We start from the raw sequence: 16,402 nt of genomic DNA on the forward strand, positions 1-16,402 counted from the left end.
CCGGATGCGGGCGCCGGCATGGCGTCGGCGCGCGGCGGCGACGGCTCGCCGGGCGCGGCCGGAATCGTCCCGCGCCGATGGTAAAATGCCGGATTCTCCCTCCTCGCTCGACCCGGCCCTCAAAGCCCGCCCGATCATGTCCGACACTCGTCCCGATACGCTTTTCGCCCTCACCGCGCTCTCGCCCATCGACGGCCGCTACGCCAGCAAGACCGAAGCGCTGCGCGACTGGCTCTCCGAAGCCGCCTTCATGCGCCACCGTGTCACCGTCGAGGTGCACTGGCTGATCGCGCTGTCGCGCGCCGGCTTCGCGGAAGTCCCGCGCTTCTCGGAAGCTTCCGAGCAGTTCCTGCTGCAGCTCGCCGAGCGCTTCACCGCCCACGACGCCGCGCGCATCAAGGAAATCGAGCGCGTGACTAACCACGACGTGAAGGCCGTCGAGTACTGGCTGAAGGAATCGGTGAAGGGCCAGGAAGAACTCGAGAAGGCCAGCGAATTCATCCACTTCGCGTGCACGTCCGAGGACATCAACAACACGTCGCACGGGATGATGCTCGCCGGTGCGCGCACGCACGTGATCGTGCCGGCGCTGCGCACGGTCCACCAGCGCCTCGTCGCGCTCGCGCACGCGCTGGCCGACCAGCCGATGCTGTCGCGCACGCACGGCCAGCCGGCCAGCCCGACGACGCTCGGCAAGGAGCTCGCGAACGTCGCGGCCCGTCTCGACCGCGCGATCGCGCGCATCGAGAAGGTCGAGATCCTCGGCAAGATGAACGGCGCGGTCGGCAACTTCAACGCGCACCTGTCCGCGTATCCGGAATTCGACTGGGAAGCGTTCTCGCGCGACGTGATCGAAAACCGCCTGAAGCTCACGTTCAACCCGTACACGATCCAGATCGAGCCGCACGACTACATGGCCGAGCTGTTCGACGCGGTCGCACGCGCGAACACGATCCTGCTCGACCTCGACCGCGACGTGTGGGGCTACATCTCGGTCGGCTACTTCAAGCAGAAGACGAAGGCCGGCGAGATCGGCTCGTCGACGATGCCGCACAAGGTCAACCCGATCGACTTCGAGAACTCGGAAGGCAACCTCGGCCTCGCGAACGCGACGCTGCGCCACCTCGCCGACAAGCTGCCGGTGTCGCGCTGGCAGCGCGACCTGACCGACTCGACGGTGCTGCGCAACATGGGCGTCGCGCTCGGCTACTCGCTGCTCGCATACGACTCGCTGATCCGCGGCCTCGACAAGCTCGAAGTGAACCCGCAGCGCCTGAACGAAGATCTCGACAACTGCTGGGAAGTGCTCGCCGAGCCGGTGCAGACGGTGATGCGCCGCTACGGCATCGAGAACCCGTACGAGCAGTTGAAGGAACTGACGCGCGGCAAGGGCATCACGCGCGAAGCGCTGCAGGAATTCGTCGGCACGCTCGCGATCCCGCAGGACGCGAAGGATCGCCTGCTCGCGATGACGCCTGCGTCGTACATCGGCAAGGCCGTCGAACTCGCGAAGCGGATCGCGTAAGCGCCCGTCTCCGTACGTAAAAAAGCCCGATGCGAGCAATCGCGTCGGGCTTTTTCATTTGCATGCCGCGTCCGCTCAGAACGAAATCATCCGCCCCGGATTGAGCGCGCTCATCACGCTCATCGCCGCCTTCGCCGCCGGAATCGCGATCGGCGACAACTGGCGGCCGAGCGGAATCGCGCGATGGTCGATGCCGGTCAGCATCGAGAAATCGTCGTTGCGTCCGACGAAATCGTCGCAGATCGCCTTGCCGATCCGCACCGTCTGCGCGACGCCGTGGCCGCTCCAGCCCTGCACCATGTACATCGGCACGCGGCCGTCGGTCTTGCGGCTGTCGGTCGCGCCGTTCAGCGTGAAGTCGCTGACGCCGCTCCAGCAGTAATCGAGCGCGAACTGGCCGTCGACCTGCGGGAACACCGTGTTCAGCCGCGTCAGCAGATACGCGTTGACGTCGGGCTGCGCCCAGCACGTGCCGGTGCCCTGCCCGCCGAACAGCAGGCGGTTGCCGCGTACCGGCCGGTAGTAGTCGATCTGGAACTGCGTGTCGTACACGGGCATGCCGGCCGGCATCAGCGTCGCGACGTCGACGTCGAGCGGTGCCGTCACGCTTACATAGGTAAAGAACGGTACGGTCGTCGCGGCGCCGTCGTCGAGCAGCCGGAACGTCGTGTTGTGCAGCGCGAGCACGACGCCCTTGCGGGCAGTGATCGTGCCGCCCGGCGTCGTCGCGACGACGCCCGCGGGCGTCTCGTCGAGCTCGACTACCTCGGTGCCTTCGTACAGCGTGCCGCCGTTAAGCCGGAAACCATGAACGAGCCCGCGCACCAGTGCGAGCGGATGGATCTGCCCGCCGATCGCATCGATCGCCGCGCCGTGGTACAGCCCCGAACGCACGTATTCGTCGTTCAGCTGATGGCGGCCGACGAGCGTCACGCCCGCGTCGCCGAGATGACGGCGCGCATCCGCGCCGTCCAGCAGCGCACTCATGTGGCCGGGGTGGACAGCGGCCGTGATGTGCCCGCGTTTGCGGTCGAGTTCGAGTGCGTAACGCGCACCGATCGTATCGATCAGGTCCATCGATTCGGCCGACGCGAAGCGCCACAGCCGCTTCGCGTCGTCGTGCGACAGGTGGTCGATCATGTCGGCCGCTTCCCAGCGCGCGAGGCCGGGCGTCAGTTGCCCACCGTTTCGACCCGATGCGGCCGAGCCGACGTGGTGCTTGTCGACGAGGATCGTGTCGACGCCCGCTTCGGCGAGATGCAGTGCGGCCGATGCGCCGAGCAGGCCCGCGCCGATCACGAGCACGTCGCATACCGCGTCGTGCGCGAGCGGCACGGTGTTTTCATGGCGCGACAACGACGCCTCGTACCAGTTCGCCGGGCGCTCGCCGTCGTAGCGGGCCGGATCGCACCAGTTCCAGTTGTCTTTTTCGATGTTCAGTTGCGTTTGCTCGAAACGCGATTCGCCCTGGATCAGGGGTTGGTTATTGAAAGTCATGATTGCACTTGCATGGTAGGGCCGCCTGTCGAAGAGCCTTCTGGCTTCGCGGGTGGGGCAGCCGGTTCCACATGGGTGTCAACGAGAAAAGGGGCGCGATGGCCCGTGTTGACGGCGGGCACGCTCGTGCCGCCTGGATCCCGGACTGTGCGAAAGCACGTATTGAAAGGTGCCGGGACACCCAATTTCTACACCGCAGAAATAATTCTACAGTGTAGAATCAGCTTTCGTCAAGTTTACAGCCGGTGCCGCACCGGCACGCCGGCCCGTATCGATGAAAGACAAACCCGCCCAGGGCCCGCGCGGCCTCGACAAGGATGCGATCGTCGCGGCCGCGCTCGCGCTGCTCGAAGACGTCGGCGAAGCCGCGTTCAGCGTGCGCAAGCTCGCGCAGTCGGTCGGCTGCGACCCGATGAGCGTGCTGTACCACTTCAAGTCGAAGGAAGGCCTGAGTCGCGCGATCGCGAACGCGCTGTCGCGCTCGCTCGTGCCGGTCGACGCCACGCTGCCGTGGCGCGAACGGCTGCGAGACCTCGCGCGCCAGTACCGCGCGCTCGCGCTGCGCTACCCGGCCGCGTTCGCACTGCTGCAGCGGCACATGAGTACCGGGCCGGCCGATCTCGCGCACATCGAGGCCGTGCATCGCGCGCTGGCCGACGCCGGCATCCCGCGCGCGGCGCTGCCATCGGTTTGCGTCGGCTGGTATGCGAGCGTGATCGGGCTTGCCGCGGCCGAAGCCGGCGGCCTCACGCGCGCCGCGAACGACGTCGAGCTCGCGGAAATGGCGGCGCTGTCGGACGCCGCGCATCCGCTCGTCAAGGCGGCCGCCCCGCTCTATGCGCAGCTCGATCCGGCAGCCGTGCACGACACGATGCTGGACGTGCTGCTCGACGGCATCGCGAAACAGGCGCCCGCCACCTGACCGGGCCGCCGGCCACCAACGCAAAAGGCGCCCCGAGGGGCGCCTTTTGCGTGATGATTGCCGCGAACCGCGCTCAGTGCTGCTGCGCGATGCCGATCTTCAGCATGACCTGGTCGACGATCTGTTCGGGCGTCAGCTCGATGCTGACCTGGATCGCTTCGTCCGGGCCCGGTTCCTCGAGCGTGTCGAGCTGGCTCTTCAGCAGCGACGGATCGAAGAAATGGCCGGTGCGGCTCTTCAGGCGCTCGTGCAACACCTCGAACGAACCCTTCAGATACACGAACCGCACGTCGGTGTCGGTGCCGCGCAGCACGTCGCGGTACGACCGCTTCAGCGACGAGCACGTGAACACGGCCGTCTCGCCCGCGCGCTGCTTTTCCTCGATGGCCGCGCGAATCGTGCGCAGCCACGGCCAGCGGTCGTCGTCGGTCAGCGGAATGCCGTGATGCATCTTTTCCTTGTTCGCCGCGCTGTGAAACGCGTCGCCGTCGGTATAGCTGCACGACAGGCGTTCCGCCAGCATTTCGCCGATTCGCGACTTGCCCGCGCCCGACACGCCCATTGCGATCAGAATCATTGACTACCCCTTGTTACAGAACCATGCTCAGCAGCAGTGTAAAGCCGAGGCCGAGCACCGAGATGATCGTTTCGAGCAACGACCAGGTCTTGAACGTCTGACCGACCGTCATCCCGAAGTATTCCTTGATCAGCCAGAAGCCGCCGTCGTTCACGTGCGAGAAGATCAGCGAGCCCGAGCCCGTGGCGAGCACCAGCAGCTCCGGGCTGACCGTCGTGCCGGCTGCCGCCGCGATCGGCGCGACGATGCCGCAGGCCGTCGTCATCGCGACCGTCGCCGACCCCGTCGCGAGACGCATCAGCGCCGCGACGAACCAGCCGAGCAGCAGCGGCGACAGGTGCGCATGCTTCGCGGTCTCGACGATCTGCTGCGAGATCCCGCTGTCGCGCAGGACGCCGCCGAAGCCGCCGCCCGCGCCGACGATCAGCGTGATGCCGGCGATCGGTGCGAGACACTCGCCGCAGAACTTCTGGATCTGGTCGCGGTTGAAGCCCTGCAGCTTGCCGAACGTGAAGAAGCTCACGAGCACGGCGATCAGCAGCGCGACGTCCGAGTTGCCGGCAAAGCGCAGCAGGTTGTTCGGCAGCGATTTCGGCGTGAACAGCAGGTCGGCCCAGCTGCCGACGAGCATCAGCACGACGGGCAGCAGGATCGTGAACAGCGTGATGCCGAAGCTCGGCAGTTCGCGCTTGCGGCCGTCCGCATGCGAGTCGACGAACTGCGACGCGAGCGGGTTGTTTTCCGGCAGCTTCACGAACTTCGAGATCGTCAGCGCGAACAGCGGGCCCGCGATGATCGCGGTCGGCACGCCGACGATCAGGCCGAACGCGATCGTCTTGCCGATATCGGCGCCGTATTGCTGGACGGCCAGCAGCGCGGCCGGGTGCGGCGGGATCAGGCCGTGCACGACGGACAGGCCGGCCACCATCGGCAGGCCGACGACGAGCAGCGACTTGCCGGTGCGCTTCGCGACGTTGAACGCGATCGGGATCAGCAGCACGAAGCCGACTTCGAAGAACACCGGCAGGCCGACGATGATCGCGACGAACATCATCGCCCAGTGGATGTTCTTTTCACCGAACCAGTCGATCAGCGTGGTCGCGATCCGTTCGGCGCCGCCCGATTCGGCCATCATCTTGCCGAGCATCGTGCCGAGGCCCACGACGATCGCGATGTGGCCGAGCGTACCGCCCGTGCCCGCCTCGAACGACTTGACGATCTTGTCCATCGGCATGCCGACGACGAGGCCGAGGCCGAGCGAGACGATGATCAGCACCAGGAACGGGTAGATCTTGTAGCGCGCGATCATCAGGATCAGCGCGGCAATCGCGATCAGCGTGAATACGAGCAGCATGCTGCCTTGGACAGCCCCCATGTGGACTCCTCCTAGAATTGTTCGAACCGGGCGCGTTGTTGCGAGTATGCCCGGCTATGCAGGTCTCCGGAACACGGGGGGGTACCCACCCCGTCAGGACGCTGAATTTTACTTATCTTTACGGTCCGCGGATAGAACCGGTTCCATCAGCAAAAACCCTCGGTAAAACAAGCACTAAGCGCTTGTCTTCCGAGGGTCAAACCGTCATCTCGTACAAGTCTTAACGGGGAAGCTGGCTCGCGGCTTGCGCGAGGCGCGTGACTTCGGCCCAGTCCTGCGCGACGAGCGCGGCCTTCGGCGTGAGCCACGAGCCGCCGACGCACACCACGTTCGGCAGCTTCAGGAAATTCGGCGCGGTTTCGACCGTGATGCCGCCGGTCGGGCAGAACTTCAGTGCCGGGAACGGGCCGTGGAACGCCTGCAGCATCGGCACGCCGCCCGCCTGTTGAGCGGGGAAGAACTTCACGATCTCGTAGCCGAATTCGAGTGCCTGGATGATGTCGCTCGGCGTCATCACGCCCGGCAGCAGCGGCAGGCCCGCGTCGAGCGACGCGAGGTGCAGCTCTTTCGTCAGGCCCGGCGACACGCCGAACTTCGCGCCCGCACGCTTCGCCTGCTCGCAATGCTCGGGCTTCGTGATCGTGCCGACGCCGACGACGATGTCGTCCGCGAGCTGGCTCGCGCGCTGGATCGCTTCCAGGCCAGCCGGCGTGCGCAGCGTGATCTCGAGTACCTTCACGCCGCCCGCGTGCAACGCGCGCGACACGTGTTCACCCTGCTCGACCGAGTCGAACGCGAGCACCGGGATGACCGGGCCCAGCTTCACGATTTCAGCAATCGTCTTCATTGAATTGGCTCCTTGAAATTCATGCGGCGACGTGGGCGGCCGATTCGCCGACCAGCGCGCCGAAAACCGATGCGCCCTGCTCGGCCGGCGCGGCGGCCGCGCGGAACACGCCGAACAGCTCACGCCCGAAACCGACCTCGTTCTCGGCCTGGTGCAGCGGCTGCGCGACCGGGCGCGCCTGCCACTCGGCGGCGTCGACCTCGATGTCGAGCACGCCGGCTTCGGCGTCGATCACGAGCGTATCGCCCGTCTTCACCTTGCCGAGCGGGCCGGCCAGCAGCGCTTCCGGCGACACGTGGATCACGGCCGGCACCTTGCCCGACGCGCCCGACATGCGGCCGTCGGTGACGAGCGCGACGTGGAAGCCCTGATCCTGCAGCACGCCGAGCAGCGGCGTCAAACGGTGCAGCTCCGGCATCCCGTTCGCGCGCGCGCCCTGGAAGCGCACGACCGCGACGAAATCGCGCTTCAGCTCGCCGCGATCGAAGGCCTCCTGCACGGCTTCCTGCGAATCGAACACGATCGCGGGCGCCGTCACCTTGCGGTGCTCGGGCGCGACCGCCGAAATCTTGATCACGCCGCGGCCGAGCCGGCCCTGCATCAGGCGCAGGCCGCCGTCCGGCTGGAACGGGTCGCGGATGCCGCGCAGCACCTTCGTGTCGTGGCTCTCGGCCGCGCCGTCGACCCACGTCAGCTTGCCGTCGATCAGCTTCGGCTCCTTCGTGTAGTGCGACAGGCCCTTGCCCGCGACGGTCGTCACGTCTTCATGCAGCAGCCCGCCTTCGAGCAGGTTGCGCACCAGGAAGGCCACGCCGCCCGCCGCGTGGAAGTGGTTCACGTCGGCCTTGCCGTTCGGGTAGATCTTCGCGAGCAGCGGCACGACGGCCGACAGTTCGTCGAAGTCGTTCCAGTCGATCAGGATGCCGGCCGCGCGCGCGATCGCGACGAGGTGCAGCGTGTGGTTGGTCGAGCCGCCCGTCGCGAGCAGCGCGACGATCCCGTTGACGATCGCCTTCTCGTCGATCACATGGCCGATCGGCGTGTAGTGGCCGCGTTCGACGGTCAGGTCGAGCACGCGGCGCGCGGCCTCGGCCGTCAGCGCGGTGCGCAGCGGCGTGTGCGGATGAACGAATGCCGAGCCCGGCAGGTGCAGCCCCATCAGCTCCATCAGCATCTGGTTGCTGTTCGCGGTGCCGTAGAACGTGCAGGTGCCGTGGCCGTGATACGCGGCCGATTCGGCTTCGAGCAGTGCGTCGCGGCCGACCTGGCCGGTCGCGAACTGCTGGCGGATCTTCGCCTTGTCGTCGTTCGACAGGCCGCTCGTCATCGGGCCGGCCGGCACGAAGATCGTCGGCAGGTGGCCGAACTGCAGCGCGCCGATCAGCAGGCCCGGCACGATCTTGTCGCAGATGCCGAGGCAGAGCGCCGCGTCGAACATGTTGTGCGTGAGCGCGATCGCCGTGCCCATCGCGATTGCCTCGCGCGAGAACAGCGACAGCTCCATCCCCGGGTTGCCCTGCGTGACGCCGTCGCACATCGCCGGCACGCCGCCCGCGAACTGCGCGACGCCGCCGTTCTCGCGCGCGGCCGCCTTGATGATCTCGGGGAAATCCTTGTACGGCGCGTGCGCGGACAGCATCTCGTTGTACGAGGACACGATGCCGATGTTCGGCTCGCGGATCGCCTTGATCGAGAACTTGTCGTTGCCCTCGAGGCCCGCGAAACCGTGCGCGAGGTTCGCGCACGACAGCGCGCCGCGTGCCGGGAACTTGCCCTGCGCGCCGTCGATGCGCTGCAGATAGGCGGAACGGGTCGATTGGCTGCGGGCGATCACGCGTTCGGTGACCTTCGCCAGAGTGGGGTGCAGCGATGTCATGCTGGGCGCTCCTGTATGCCGGCCGACACCGGCGGTTGGAATCGTGGGGACGATCGAGTGCATCGAACGAACGAAGCCAGTCTAGTAGAAAAACTACAAGCGCGCAATGTCGATCCGCATGCGCGCAACCCCTACTCCCGCCACCAGCAAGGCTTTACCTAGTGAAAACCCTAATCGTCGGCATCCCACACGCGATGAAACACCGACGAATCAGCTAGTAATTCCATGTAGATTTTCTACAATTCGATTGCGATACACTCGCTCATCCGAACCCGATTTCTGCCCGCCCGTCCCATGCTGCCCCGCATTGAAGCGATCCGCGCCGAGTTGCGCCCGTCCGAGCGCAAGCTCGCCGACTACATCCTCGCCGCGCCGCGCGAGGTGCTCGACCTCGCGATGACCGAGCTGTCGACGCGCGCGGGCGTCAGCCAGCCGACGATCGCGCGGTTCTGCCAGGCGCTCGGCTGCAGCGGTTTCCGCGAATTCAAGATCCGGCTCGCGCAGAGCGTTGCGCCGGGCGTGTCGTCGGTCTATCGCGACGTCGAGCCCGACGAACCGGCGCCCGGCATCATCGGCAAGGTGTTCGACCGCACGATCGGCGCGCTGATCGAGGTGCGCAACAGCCTGTCGGCCGGCAGCGTCGCCGAAGCGATCGCGCTGCTGTCGAACGCATCGCGGATCGAGTTCTACGGCGCCGGCGGCTCCGGCATCGCCGCGCAGGACATCCAGCACAAGTTCTTCCGGCTCGGCGTGCCGAGCGTCGCGTATTCCGACCCGCACACGTTCTCGATGTCGTCGGCGCTGCTCGGGCCGCACGACGTCGTCGTCGCGATCTCGAACACCGGCCGCACGCGCGACATCGTCGACGCCGCGCGCTCCGCGCTCGCGTGCGGCGCGAAAGTCGTCGCGATCACGCAGAGCCATTCGCCGCTCGCGAAGCTCGCGACGGTGAGCCTCGCGTCGAACGTCGCGGAGGAAACCGACGTGTTCTCGCCGATGACGTCGCGGATGTCGCATCTCGCGATCGGCGACATCCTCGCGGTCGGCGTCGCGCTGTCGCGCGGCCCCGCGCTCATGGAACGGGTCGGCCGCGCGAAGGAGGCGATCACGCGCCGCCGGATCGACGACGGCACGAAGGATTGAGCAGGCGGCAGGCAGAGCGCACGTAAACGACGAACGGCGCCCCGAGGGGCGCCGTTGCGCAGGGCTCCGCACCGGCAACCGCGCCGGCCGCGCCGCTCAAAACGGCTTGATCACGACCAGCGCGACCGCCGCGAGCATGCCGAGCACCGGCAGCTCGTTGAACACGCGATACCACTTGTCGGTGCGGCGGTTCTCGCCACGCTCGAACACCCGCAGCAGGTGCCCGCAATAGGCGTGATAGACGATGAGCAGCAGCACGACCGTCACCTTCGCGTGGATCCAGCCCTGCCCCTGCCCGATGCCGATCGAGAGCCACAGCCACAACCCGCAGGCCAGCGCCGGCACCGCGATCATCGTCATGAAGCGGAACAGCTTGCGCGCCATCAGCAACAGGCGCCGCACGGCGGCCGGATCGGTTTCCATCGCCAGGTTCACGTAGATGCGCGGCAGGTAGAAGAGCCCCGCGAACCACGCGGCGATCAGTACGATATGGAACGTCTTGACCCAGAGCATCGCCATCGGTTGTGTGCCTCGCTTGTTATTGGCGGCCTTCGCCGTGCCCGAGCACGACGTACTTCAGCGACGTCAGCCCTTCCAGGCCGACGGGGCCGCGTGCGTGCAGCTTGTCGTTCGAGATGCCGATTTCCGCGCCGAGGCCGAATTCGAAACCGTCCGCGAAACGCGTCGACGCGTTGACCATCACGCTCGCCGAATCGACTTCGCGCAGGAACCGCATCGCGCGGTCGTGATCCTCGGTGACGATCGCATCCGTGTGATGCGAGCCGTAATGGTTGATGTGCTCGATCGCGGCATCGAGGCCGTCGACGACCTTGATCGCGAGCACCGGCGCGAGATACTCGGTGTGCCAGTCTTCCTCGGTGGCATCGACGAGCGGGCCGACGCCCGCATCGGCGAGCACCGCGCGCGCGGCCGCATCGACGCGCAGCTCGACCTGCTTGTCGCGATACAGCTTGCCGAGCGGCGGCAGCAGCGTCGCCGCGACACCGCTCGCGACGAGCAGCGTCTCCATCGTGTTGCAGGTGCCGTAGCGGTGCGTCTTCGCGTTGTCGCAGACGGTCAGCGCCTTTCCGAGGTCGGCGCGATCGTCGACGTACACGTGGCAAATGCCGTCGAGGTGCTTGATCATCGGCACGCGCGCCTCGTTGATCAGGCGCTCGATCAGGCTCTTGCCGCCGCGCGGCACGATCACGTCGACGTATTCGGTCATCGTGATCAGCTTGCCGACCGCCGCGCGATCGGCCGTCGCGACGACCTGCACCGCGTCCTGCGGCAGGCCGGCGGCTTCGAGCCCTTCGCCGATCAGCTTCGCGAGCGCCGCGTTCGACTCGAGCGCTTCGGAGCCGCCGCGCAGGATCGTCGCGTTGCCCGACTTCAGGCACAGCGCGGCCGCGTCGATCGTCACGTTCGGGCGCGATTCGTAGATGATGCCGATCACGCCGAGCGGCACCCGCATCTGGCCCACCTGGATTCCGCTCGGGCGGTACTTGAGGTTGCCGATCTCGCCGATCGGATCGGCCAGCGACGCCACCTGGCGCAAGCCCTCGACCATCGTCTTCAGCGCCTTGTCCGACAGCGTCAGGCGATCGACGAACGCTGCATCGAGCCCCTTTTCACGGGCACGGGCGACATCGCGGGCATTTGCGTCCTTCAGTGCCTGCGCGTCGCGTTCGATCGCGCGCGCCACGGCGTCGAGTGCCGCGTTCTTCGCGGCCGTGCTGGCGCGCGCCATCGCGCGGGAAGCGTGCCGGGCGCGACGGCCCAGGTCGGTCATGTACTGATCGATATCCATCGTGTGACTCGAGAAGCGCGCCGCGCTGGGCGGCATGAATTCGTGGGGAAGCGTGGACGGCGGCCGGAGAGCCGCGCCCGTGATCGAAACATTGTATGCGGGTTGCGCAGCGCGCGCTGAAGGCCCGGACGGGACCTAGCGTCGCACGCGACCCGCGGTCGGCGGTCGCTCGCCGCGGGCACCGGCCACCGTCATCGCGAGCTGGAACAGCCCGTCCCACGGATCGGGCGGCGGTTCGTCCTGCGTGCGGCGGCCCGGCACGACGGCCGTGAGCCCCTTGACCTGCCGGTCGAGCTTCGCGGCAAACGCGAGTGCCTTCTCGAGCACGGCTTCCGACACCCGGTTCAGCGCGGGGCCGATCAGCCGCTCGCGCGGCCCCCATACGCGGTTCTCGCGCAGCAGCGTCGCCAGCGGCTTGCCGGCCGTCGTGCCGCGCTTGATCCGCAGCAGCGTGCGCAGTTCCTCGACGACGGCCCACATCACCAGCACGATCGCCTCGCCCTCGCCCTTCAGCCCGTCGATCATCCGCGCGAGCCGCGCGGCGTCGCCGGCGAGCATCGCTTCGTTCAGCTTGAAGACGTCGTAACGCGCGACGTTCAGCACCGCGTCGTGCACCTGTTCGAACGACAGCGCGCCCTGCGGATACAGCAGCCCGAGCTTCTGGATTTCCTGGTGCGCGGCGAGCAGGTTGCCTTCGACGCGCTCGGCGATGAACTGCAGCGCGCGCCGCCCGTCCTCGCCGGGCGCGGCGCGCTGGCCCTGCATCGCGAGACGCTGGCCGATCCAGTTCGGCAGCTGCGCGCGGTCGACCGGATCGATCTTCAGCGCGACGCCGCCGTTCTGCAGCGCGGTAAACCAGGCGGATTTCTGCGTGGCCGCGTCGAGGCGCGGCAACGTGACGAGCATCAGCGCGTCGGGGTTGGGCGTGGCCGCGAGCGTCTTCAGTGCGTCGGCGCCTTCCTTGCCGGGCTTGCCCGACGGAATGCGCAGCTCGATCAGCTGGCGCTCGCCGAACAGCGACATCGCCTGGGTCGCGCCGAGCAGCACGCTCCAGTCGAAACCGCGCTCGACCGTATGCACCGAACGCTCGGTGAAGCCGGCCGCGCGTGCGGCCGCACGAATGCGGTCGCACGCCTCCTGCGCGAGCAGCGGCTCGTCGCCGTACACGGTATAGAACCCGGCCAACCCCTTCGCGAGGTGCGGCTCCAGTGCATCAAGTCGCAATTGCATCGGTGCGTATGCCGTCGATCAGAGCGGCGGCGGCGGCAACGGCGCGCGCGGCGCGACGCCCGGCACCACGTCTTCCGGCGCCGGTGTCAGCGAGTGGACGATCGCGAGACGCCGCATCAGCTGGTCGACCGCGTCGTTCTGCATGTCGCCGTACAGGATGTCGGCTTCCTGCGCCTTCGCGTTCGTGTACTGGTCGCTGTACGTCATCGCGCGGTTCAGCGCGATCGCGCTCGGCGGGATCAGCACGGTGCCGTCCTTGCTCGTGAGCGTGTAGGTCAGCGTATAGAACAGTGCGTATTCCTGCGCCGAGCCGTACTTGTTGAGCGTCAGCGTATTCTGACCGCGCGACTCCGACATGCGCAGCACGGCGTCGGCGTCGTCCGCCGACTTGACGATCTTCGTGTCGCTGCCGGCCTCGACGAGGCGCACGAAGCGCGCCTCGACCGGCGCCGGCGCGCCGACGATCAGCAGGTGCTTGAACGCGTAGTCCTGCTGGCCGCGCAACTGGAAGCCGCATGCCGACAGCGCGACCGCGCTGCCGACGGCGAGCATCAAAAACGATCTGCGGATCACCTTCGCTCCTTCTGGGTACGTCCGACGGCCGGCGGCCGTCAGACGACGATGTTCACGAGGCGGCCCGGCACGACGACGATCTTCTTCGCCGGCTTGCCGTCGCTGAACTTCGCGAACGCTTCGTCGGCCACCGCCGCAGCTTCGATCGCCTCGCGGCTCGCGTCCTTCGCGATCTTCAGCGCGCCGCGCACCTTGCCGTTCACCTGCAGTACGAGTTCGATCTCGGCCTGCTCGAGCGCGGCCTCGTCGACCTTCGGCCACGGTGCGTCGAGCAGCGGGCCGAATTCGTCCGCATAGCCGAGCGCCTTCCACAGCTCGAACGTGACGTGCGGCACGACCGGGTACAGCACGCGCAGCAGCACGCCGTACGTTTCGCGCAGCACGCCGGGCGTCGCGCCCTTCGCGCCGTCGATCGCGTTCAGCATCTTCATCGCGGCCGACACGACCGTGTTGTATTGCAGGCGCTGGTAATCGAAATCGGCCTGCTTCAGCACGCTGTAGATTTCGCGGCGCAGCGCCTTGTCGGCTTCGCCGAGCGCGGCCGCATCGAAGCCCGCGCGCGCGGCGAGCGCTTCACGGTTCGTCGCACCGAAGCTCCACACGCGGCGCAGGAAGCGGCTCGCGCCCTCGACGCCCGCACCCGACCATTCGAGCTGCTGCTCGGGCGGCGCGGCGAACATCGTGAACAGGCGCGCGGTGTCGGCGCCGTACTGGTCGATCAGCACCTGCGGATCGACACCGTTGTTCTTCGACTTCGACATCTTCTCGATGCCGCCGAGCACGACCGGCTGGCCGTCCGTGTTCAGCGTCGCGCCGACCGGGCGGCCCTTGTCGTCGTGCGTGACCGTCACGTCGGCCGGGTTGTACCAGGTCTTCTTGCCGGAAGCGTCTTCACGGTAGAACGTCTCGTTCAGCACCATCCCCTGCGTGAGCAGGTTCTTCGCCGGCTCGCCGAACTTCACGAGGCCGAGGTCGCGCATCACCTTGGTCCAGAAGCGCGAATACAGCAGGTGCAGGATCGCGTGCTCGATGCCGCCGATGTACTGATCCATCGGCATCCAGTAGTCGGTGCGCGCGTCGACCATCGTGTCGGCGTCCGGCGCCGTGTAGCGCGAGAAGTACCACGACGAATCGACGAAGGTGTCCATCGTGTCGGTTTCGCGCTTCGCGGCCGCGCCGCACTTCGGGCACGAACAGTTCAGGAACGCTTCCGACTTCGCGAGCGGGTTGCCCGAGCCGTCCGGCACGAGGTCTTCCGGCAGCACGACGGGCAGGTCCTGCTCGGGCACCGGCACGTCGCCGCACGACGGGCAGTGAATGATCGGGATCGGCGTGCCCCAGTAGCGCTGGCGCGACACGCCCCAGTCGCGCAGGCGCCACGTGACCTGCTTGTCGCCGAAACCGCCGGCGTTCAGGTCGGCCGCGACCGCGTCGACGGCTTCCGTGTAGCGCAGGCCGTCGTACTTGCCGCTGTTCACGCAGACCGCGGTTTCCTTGTCGCCGTACCACTCCTGCCATGCGTCGAGCGAGTACGTCTGCCCTTCGCTCGCGATCACCTGCTTGATCGGCAGGTCGTATTTCTTCGCGAACGCGAAATCGCGCTCGTCGTGGCCCGGCACGCCCATCACCGCGCCTTCGCCATAGCTCATCAGCACGTAGTTGCCGATCCACACCTCGACCGGCTCGCCGGTCAGCGGGTGCGTGACCGAGAAGCCGGTCGCGACACCCTTCTTCTCCATCGTCGCGACGTCGGCCTCGGCGACCCCGCCGCGCTTGCATTCGTCGATGAACGCGAGCAGCTCGGGCTTGTCCTGCGCGAGGCGCGTGGCCAGCGGATGCTCGGCCGCGATCGCGCAGAACGTGACGCCCATGATGGTATCGGCGCGGGTCGTGAACACGCGCAGCAGTTTCTTCTCGCCGTCGAGTTCGTACGGGAAGCCGAAGTTCACGCCGAAGCTCTTGCCGATCCAGTTCTGCTGCATGATCTTCACGCGCTCGGGCCAGCCGAGGCCGTCGAGGTCGTTCAGCAGCTCATCCGCGTACTGCGTGATGCGCAGGTAGTACATCGGGATCTCGCGCTTCTCGACGAGCGCGCCCGAGCGCCAGCCGCGGCCGTCGATCACCTGCTCGTTCGCGAGCACGGTCTGGTCGACCGGGTCCCAGTTCACGGTGCCCGTCTTCTTGTACGCGATGCCCTTCTCGAGCATCTTCAGGAACAGCCACTGGTTCCACTTGTAGTAGTCCGGCTTGCACGTCGCGATCTCGCGCGACCAGTCGATCGCGAGGCCCATCGACTGCATCTGGCCCTTCATGTAGTCGATGTTGTCGTAGGTCCACTTCGCGGGCGGCACGCCGTTCGCCATCGCGGCGTTCTCGGCCGGCATCCCGAACGCGTCCCAGCCCATCGGCATCAGCGTGTTGTAGCCGTTCATCCGCAGATAGCGGTACATCACGTCGTTGATCGTGTAGTTGCGCACGTGACCCATGTGCAGCTTGCCGGACGGGTACGGCAGCATCGACACGCAGTAGAACTTCGGCTTCTGCGAATCTTCCTGCGTCTTGTAGGCATCGGCTGCGCGCCAGTCGCCCTGGGCGGCGGCTTCGACGTCGGCGGGTACGTATCTCTCGTGCATGGTGTGGTTCGGACTAGGCTTTAAGCGGCGCGACGGCGCGCGCAGGAGTGGATCGAAAATCGTGCTTGCCCGGCGGACCTGCAGGTTCGCTGTTGCCGGACCTGTTCACGGTTTCCGGGAATTTTCCGGGCAACCCGCGGCATGCCCGGGTAGCCTGGAAAATTCCGGGTTACCTGAAAAGAGCCTGCCAACCGGGAAAAACGTTGATTATACCGCCCGCGCCGGCCCATTCGACCGGTCTTGCGGCGTGCGGCCCGATCCCGTGCCAGGGACGGGCCCGCCGGCTCCGCTCAGCGGTTGGCCGGCACGGCAGGCGCCGCCGCGGCACCGCCCGCCTGCGGCGGCACGTCGGTCACGAAGCCGATCCGCGTGAGGCCGGCGGCCTGCGCGGCGC

13 protein-coding genes and 1 pseudogene are annotated in these 16,402 nt (G+C 67.2%); 3 read left to right on the forward strand and 11 right to left on the reverse strand.

Annotated features, from left to right (window positions below; all coding sequences use genetic code 11):
- Nucleotides 1–136 precede the first annotated feature (136 nt).
- Nucleotides 137–1,525 carry an adenylosuccinate lyase gene (gene purB, locus L810_RS12815; RefSeq protein ID WP_027788377.1) on the forward strand — a complete coding sequence of 463 codons (1,389 nt, stop codon included), beginning with the start codon at nucleotides 137–139 and terminating at the stop codon, nucleotides 1,523–1,525.
- Between the two features lie 75 nt (nucleotides 1,526–1,600).
- Here the strand turns inward: purB and L810_RS12820 are convergent, their stop codons facing one another.
- Entirely contained in the window at nucleotides 1,601–3,022 is a 1,422-nt protein-coding gene (locus tag L810_RS12820; RefSeq protein WP_021158783.1) for an NAD(P)/FAD-dependent oxidoreductase, read from the reverse strand.
- A gap of 274 nt (nucleotides 3,023–3,296) precedes the next feature.
- Between L810_RS12820 and L810_RS12825 the strand changes: the two genes are divergently transcribed.
- A complete protein-coding gene (locus tag L810_RS12825) occupies nucleotides 3,297–3,944 on the forward strand; it encodes a TetR/AcrR family transcriptional regulator (RefSeq protein WP_021158784.1) in 648 nt (215 codons plus the stop codon).
- Between the two features lie 73 nt (nucleotides 3,945–4,017).
- Here L810_RS12825 and L810_RS12830 read toward each other — a convergent pair whose 3' ends face one another.
- The 4 genes from L810_RS12830 to edd form a co-directional block, all read right to left on the reverse strand.
- Complete coding sequence (locus L810_RS12830; protein ID WP_042974301.1) at nucleotides 4,018–4,521, reverse strand: gluconokinase; 504 nt, start codon at nucleotides 4,519–4,521, stop codon at nucleotides 4,018–4,020.
- A 13-nt stretch (nucleotides 4,522–4,534) separates the two neighbouring features.
- Nucleotides 4,535–5,896: a GntP family permease gene (locus L810_RS12835; RefSeq protein WP_042974304.1), complete on the reverse strand. Its 1,362-nt coding sequence runs from the start codon at nucleotides 5,894–5,896 to the stop codon at nucleotides 4,535–4,537.
- A gap of 220 nt (nucleotides 5,897–6,116) precedes the next feature.
- The gene (gene eda, locus L810_RS12840; RefSeq protein WP_021158787.1) at nucleotides 6,117–6,743 is read right to left on the reverse strand and encodes a bifunctional 4-hydroxy-2-oxoglutarate aldolase/2-dehydro-3-deoxy-phosphogluconate aldolase; all 627 of its coding nucleotides are present in this window, start codon (nucleotides 6,741–6,743) and stop codon (nucleotides 6,117–6,119) included.
- Nucleotides 6,744–6,762: 19 nt separating this feature from the next.
- Nucleotides 6,763–8,619: a phosphogluconate dehydratase gene (gene edd / locus L810_RS12845; protein WP_021158788.1), complete on the reverse strand. Its 1,857-nt coding sequence runs from the start codon at nucleotides 8,617–8,619 to the stop codon at nucleotides 6,763–6,765.
- 294 nt (nucleotides 8,620–8,913) lie between these two features.
- Between edd and L810_RS12850 the strand changes: the two genes are divergently transcribed.
- Nucleotides 8,914–9,762: a MurR/RpiR family transcriptional regulator gene (locus L810_RS12850; RefSeq protein WP_021158790.1), complete on the forward strand. Its 849-nt coding sequence runs from the start codon at nucleotides 8,914–8,916 to the stop codon at nucleotides 9,760–9,762.
- 96 nt (nucleotides 9,763–9,858) lie between these two features.
- Here L810_RS12850 and L810_RS12855 read toward each other — a convergent pair whose 3' ends face one another.
- The 6 genes and pseudogenes from L810_RS12855 to L810_RS49615 form a co-directional block, all read right to left on the reverse strand.
- Nucleotides 9,859–10,281, reverse strand: coding sequence for a CopD family protein (locus L810_RS12855; RefSeq protein ID WP_011350935.1), 423 nt, complete (start codon nucleotides 10,279–10,281; stop codon nucleotides 9,859–9,861).
- Between the two features lie 19 nt (nucleotides 10,282–10,300).
- A complete protein-coding gene (locus tag L810_RS12860) occupies nucleotides 10,301–11,572 on the reverse strand; it encodes a glutamate-5-semialdehyde dehydrogenase (RefSeq protein WP_042974307.1) in 1,272 nt (423 codons plus the stop codon).
- 135 nt (nucleotides 11,573–11,707) lie between these two features.
- Nucleotides 11,708–12,802, reverse strand: coding sequence for a DNA polymerase III subunit delta (gene holA / locus L810_RS12865; protein ID WP_021158793.1), 1,095 nt, complete (start codon nucleotides 12,800–12,802; stop codon nucleotides 11,708–11,710).
- 18 nt (nucleotides 12,803–12,820) lie between these two features.
- Nucleotides 12,821–13,375 carry an LPS-assembly lipoprotein LptE gene (locus tag L810_RS12870; protein WP_021158794.1) on the reverse strand — a complete coding sequence of 185 codons (555 nt, stop codon included), beginning with the start codon at nucleotides 13,373–13,375 and terminating at the stop codon, nucleotides 12,821–12,823.
- A 38-nt stretch (nucleotides 13,376–13,413) separates the two neighbouring features.
- Complete coding sequence (gene leuS, locus L810_RS12875) at nucleotides 13,414–16,008, reverse strand: leucine--tRNA ligase (protein ID WP_021158795.1); 2,595 nt, start codon at nucleotides 16,006–16,008, stop codon at nucleotides 13,414–13,416.
- 290 nt (nucleotides 16,009–16,298) lie between these two features.
- Nucleotides 16,299–16,402: pseudogene (locus L810_RS49615) on the reverse strand (ExbD/TolR family protein); the annotation flags it as partial.

Origin of the sequence: Burkholderia sp. AU4i, assembly GCF_000466765.1 — a bacterium.
Classification (GTDB): domain Bacteria; phylum Pseudomonadota; class Gammaproteobacteria; order Burkholderiales; family Burkholderiaceae; genus Burkholderia; species Burkholderia cepacia.

Excerpts from the sequence above, each read along its gene's own strand:
- purB (WP_027788377.1), top strand. The coding sequence starts at position 137 with ATGTCCGACACTCGTCCCGATACGCTTTTCGCCCTCACCGCGCTCTCG.
- L810_RS12820 (WP_021158783.1), bottom strand. The coding sequence starts at position 3,022 with ATGACTTTCAATAACCAACCCCTGATCCAGGGCGAATCGCGTTTCGAG.
- L810_RS12825 (WP_021158784.1), top strand. The coding sequence starts at position 3,297 with ATGAAAGACAAACCCGCCCAGGGCCCGCGCGGCCTCGACAAGGATGCG.
- L810_RS12830 (WP_042974301.1), bottom strand. The coding sequence starts at position 4,521 with ATGATTCTGATCGCAATGGGCGTGTCGGGCGCGGGCAAGTCGCGAATC.
- L810_RS12835 (WP_042974304.1), bottom strand. The coding sequence starts at position 5,896 with ATGGGGGCTGTCCAAGGCAGCATGCTGCTCGTATTCACGCTGATCGCG.
- eda (WP_021158787.1), bottom strand. The coding sequence starts at position 6,743 with ATGAAGACGATTGCTGAAATCGTGAAGCTGGGCCCGGTCATCCCGGTG.
- edd (WP_021158788.1), bottom strand. The coding sequence starts at position 8,619 with ATGACATCGCTGCACCCCACTCTGGCGAAGGTCACCGAACGCGTGATC.
- L810_RS12850 (WP_021158790.1), top strand. The coding sequence starts at position 8,914 with ATGCTGCCCCGCATTGAAGCGATCCGCGCCGAGTTGCGCCCGTCCGAG.
- L810_RS12855 (WP_011350935.1), bottom strand. The coding sequence starts at position 10,281 with ATGGCGATGCTCTGGGTCAAGACGTTCCATATCGTACTGATCGCCGCG.
- L810_RS12860 (WP_042974307.1), bottom strand. The coding sequence starts at position 11,572 with ATGGATATCGATCAGTACATGACCGACCTGGGCCGTCGCGCCCGGCAC.
- holA (WP_021158793.1), bottom strand. The coding sequence starts at position 12,802 with ATGCAATTGCGACTTGATGCACTGGAGCCGCACCTCGCGAAGGGGTTG.
- leuS (WP_021158795.1), bottom strand. The coding sequence starts at position 16,008 with ATGCACGAGAGATACGTACCCGCCGACGTCGAAGCCGCCGCCCAGGGC.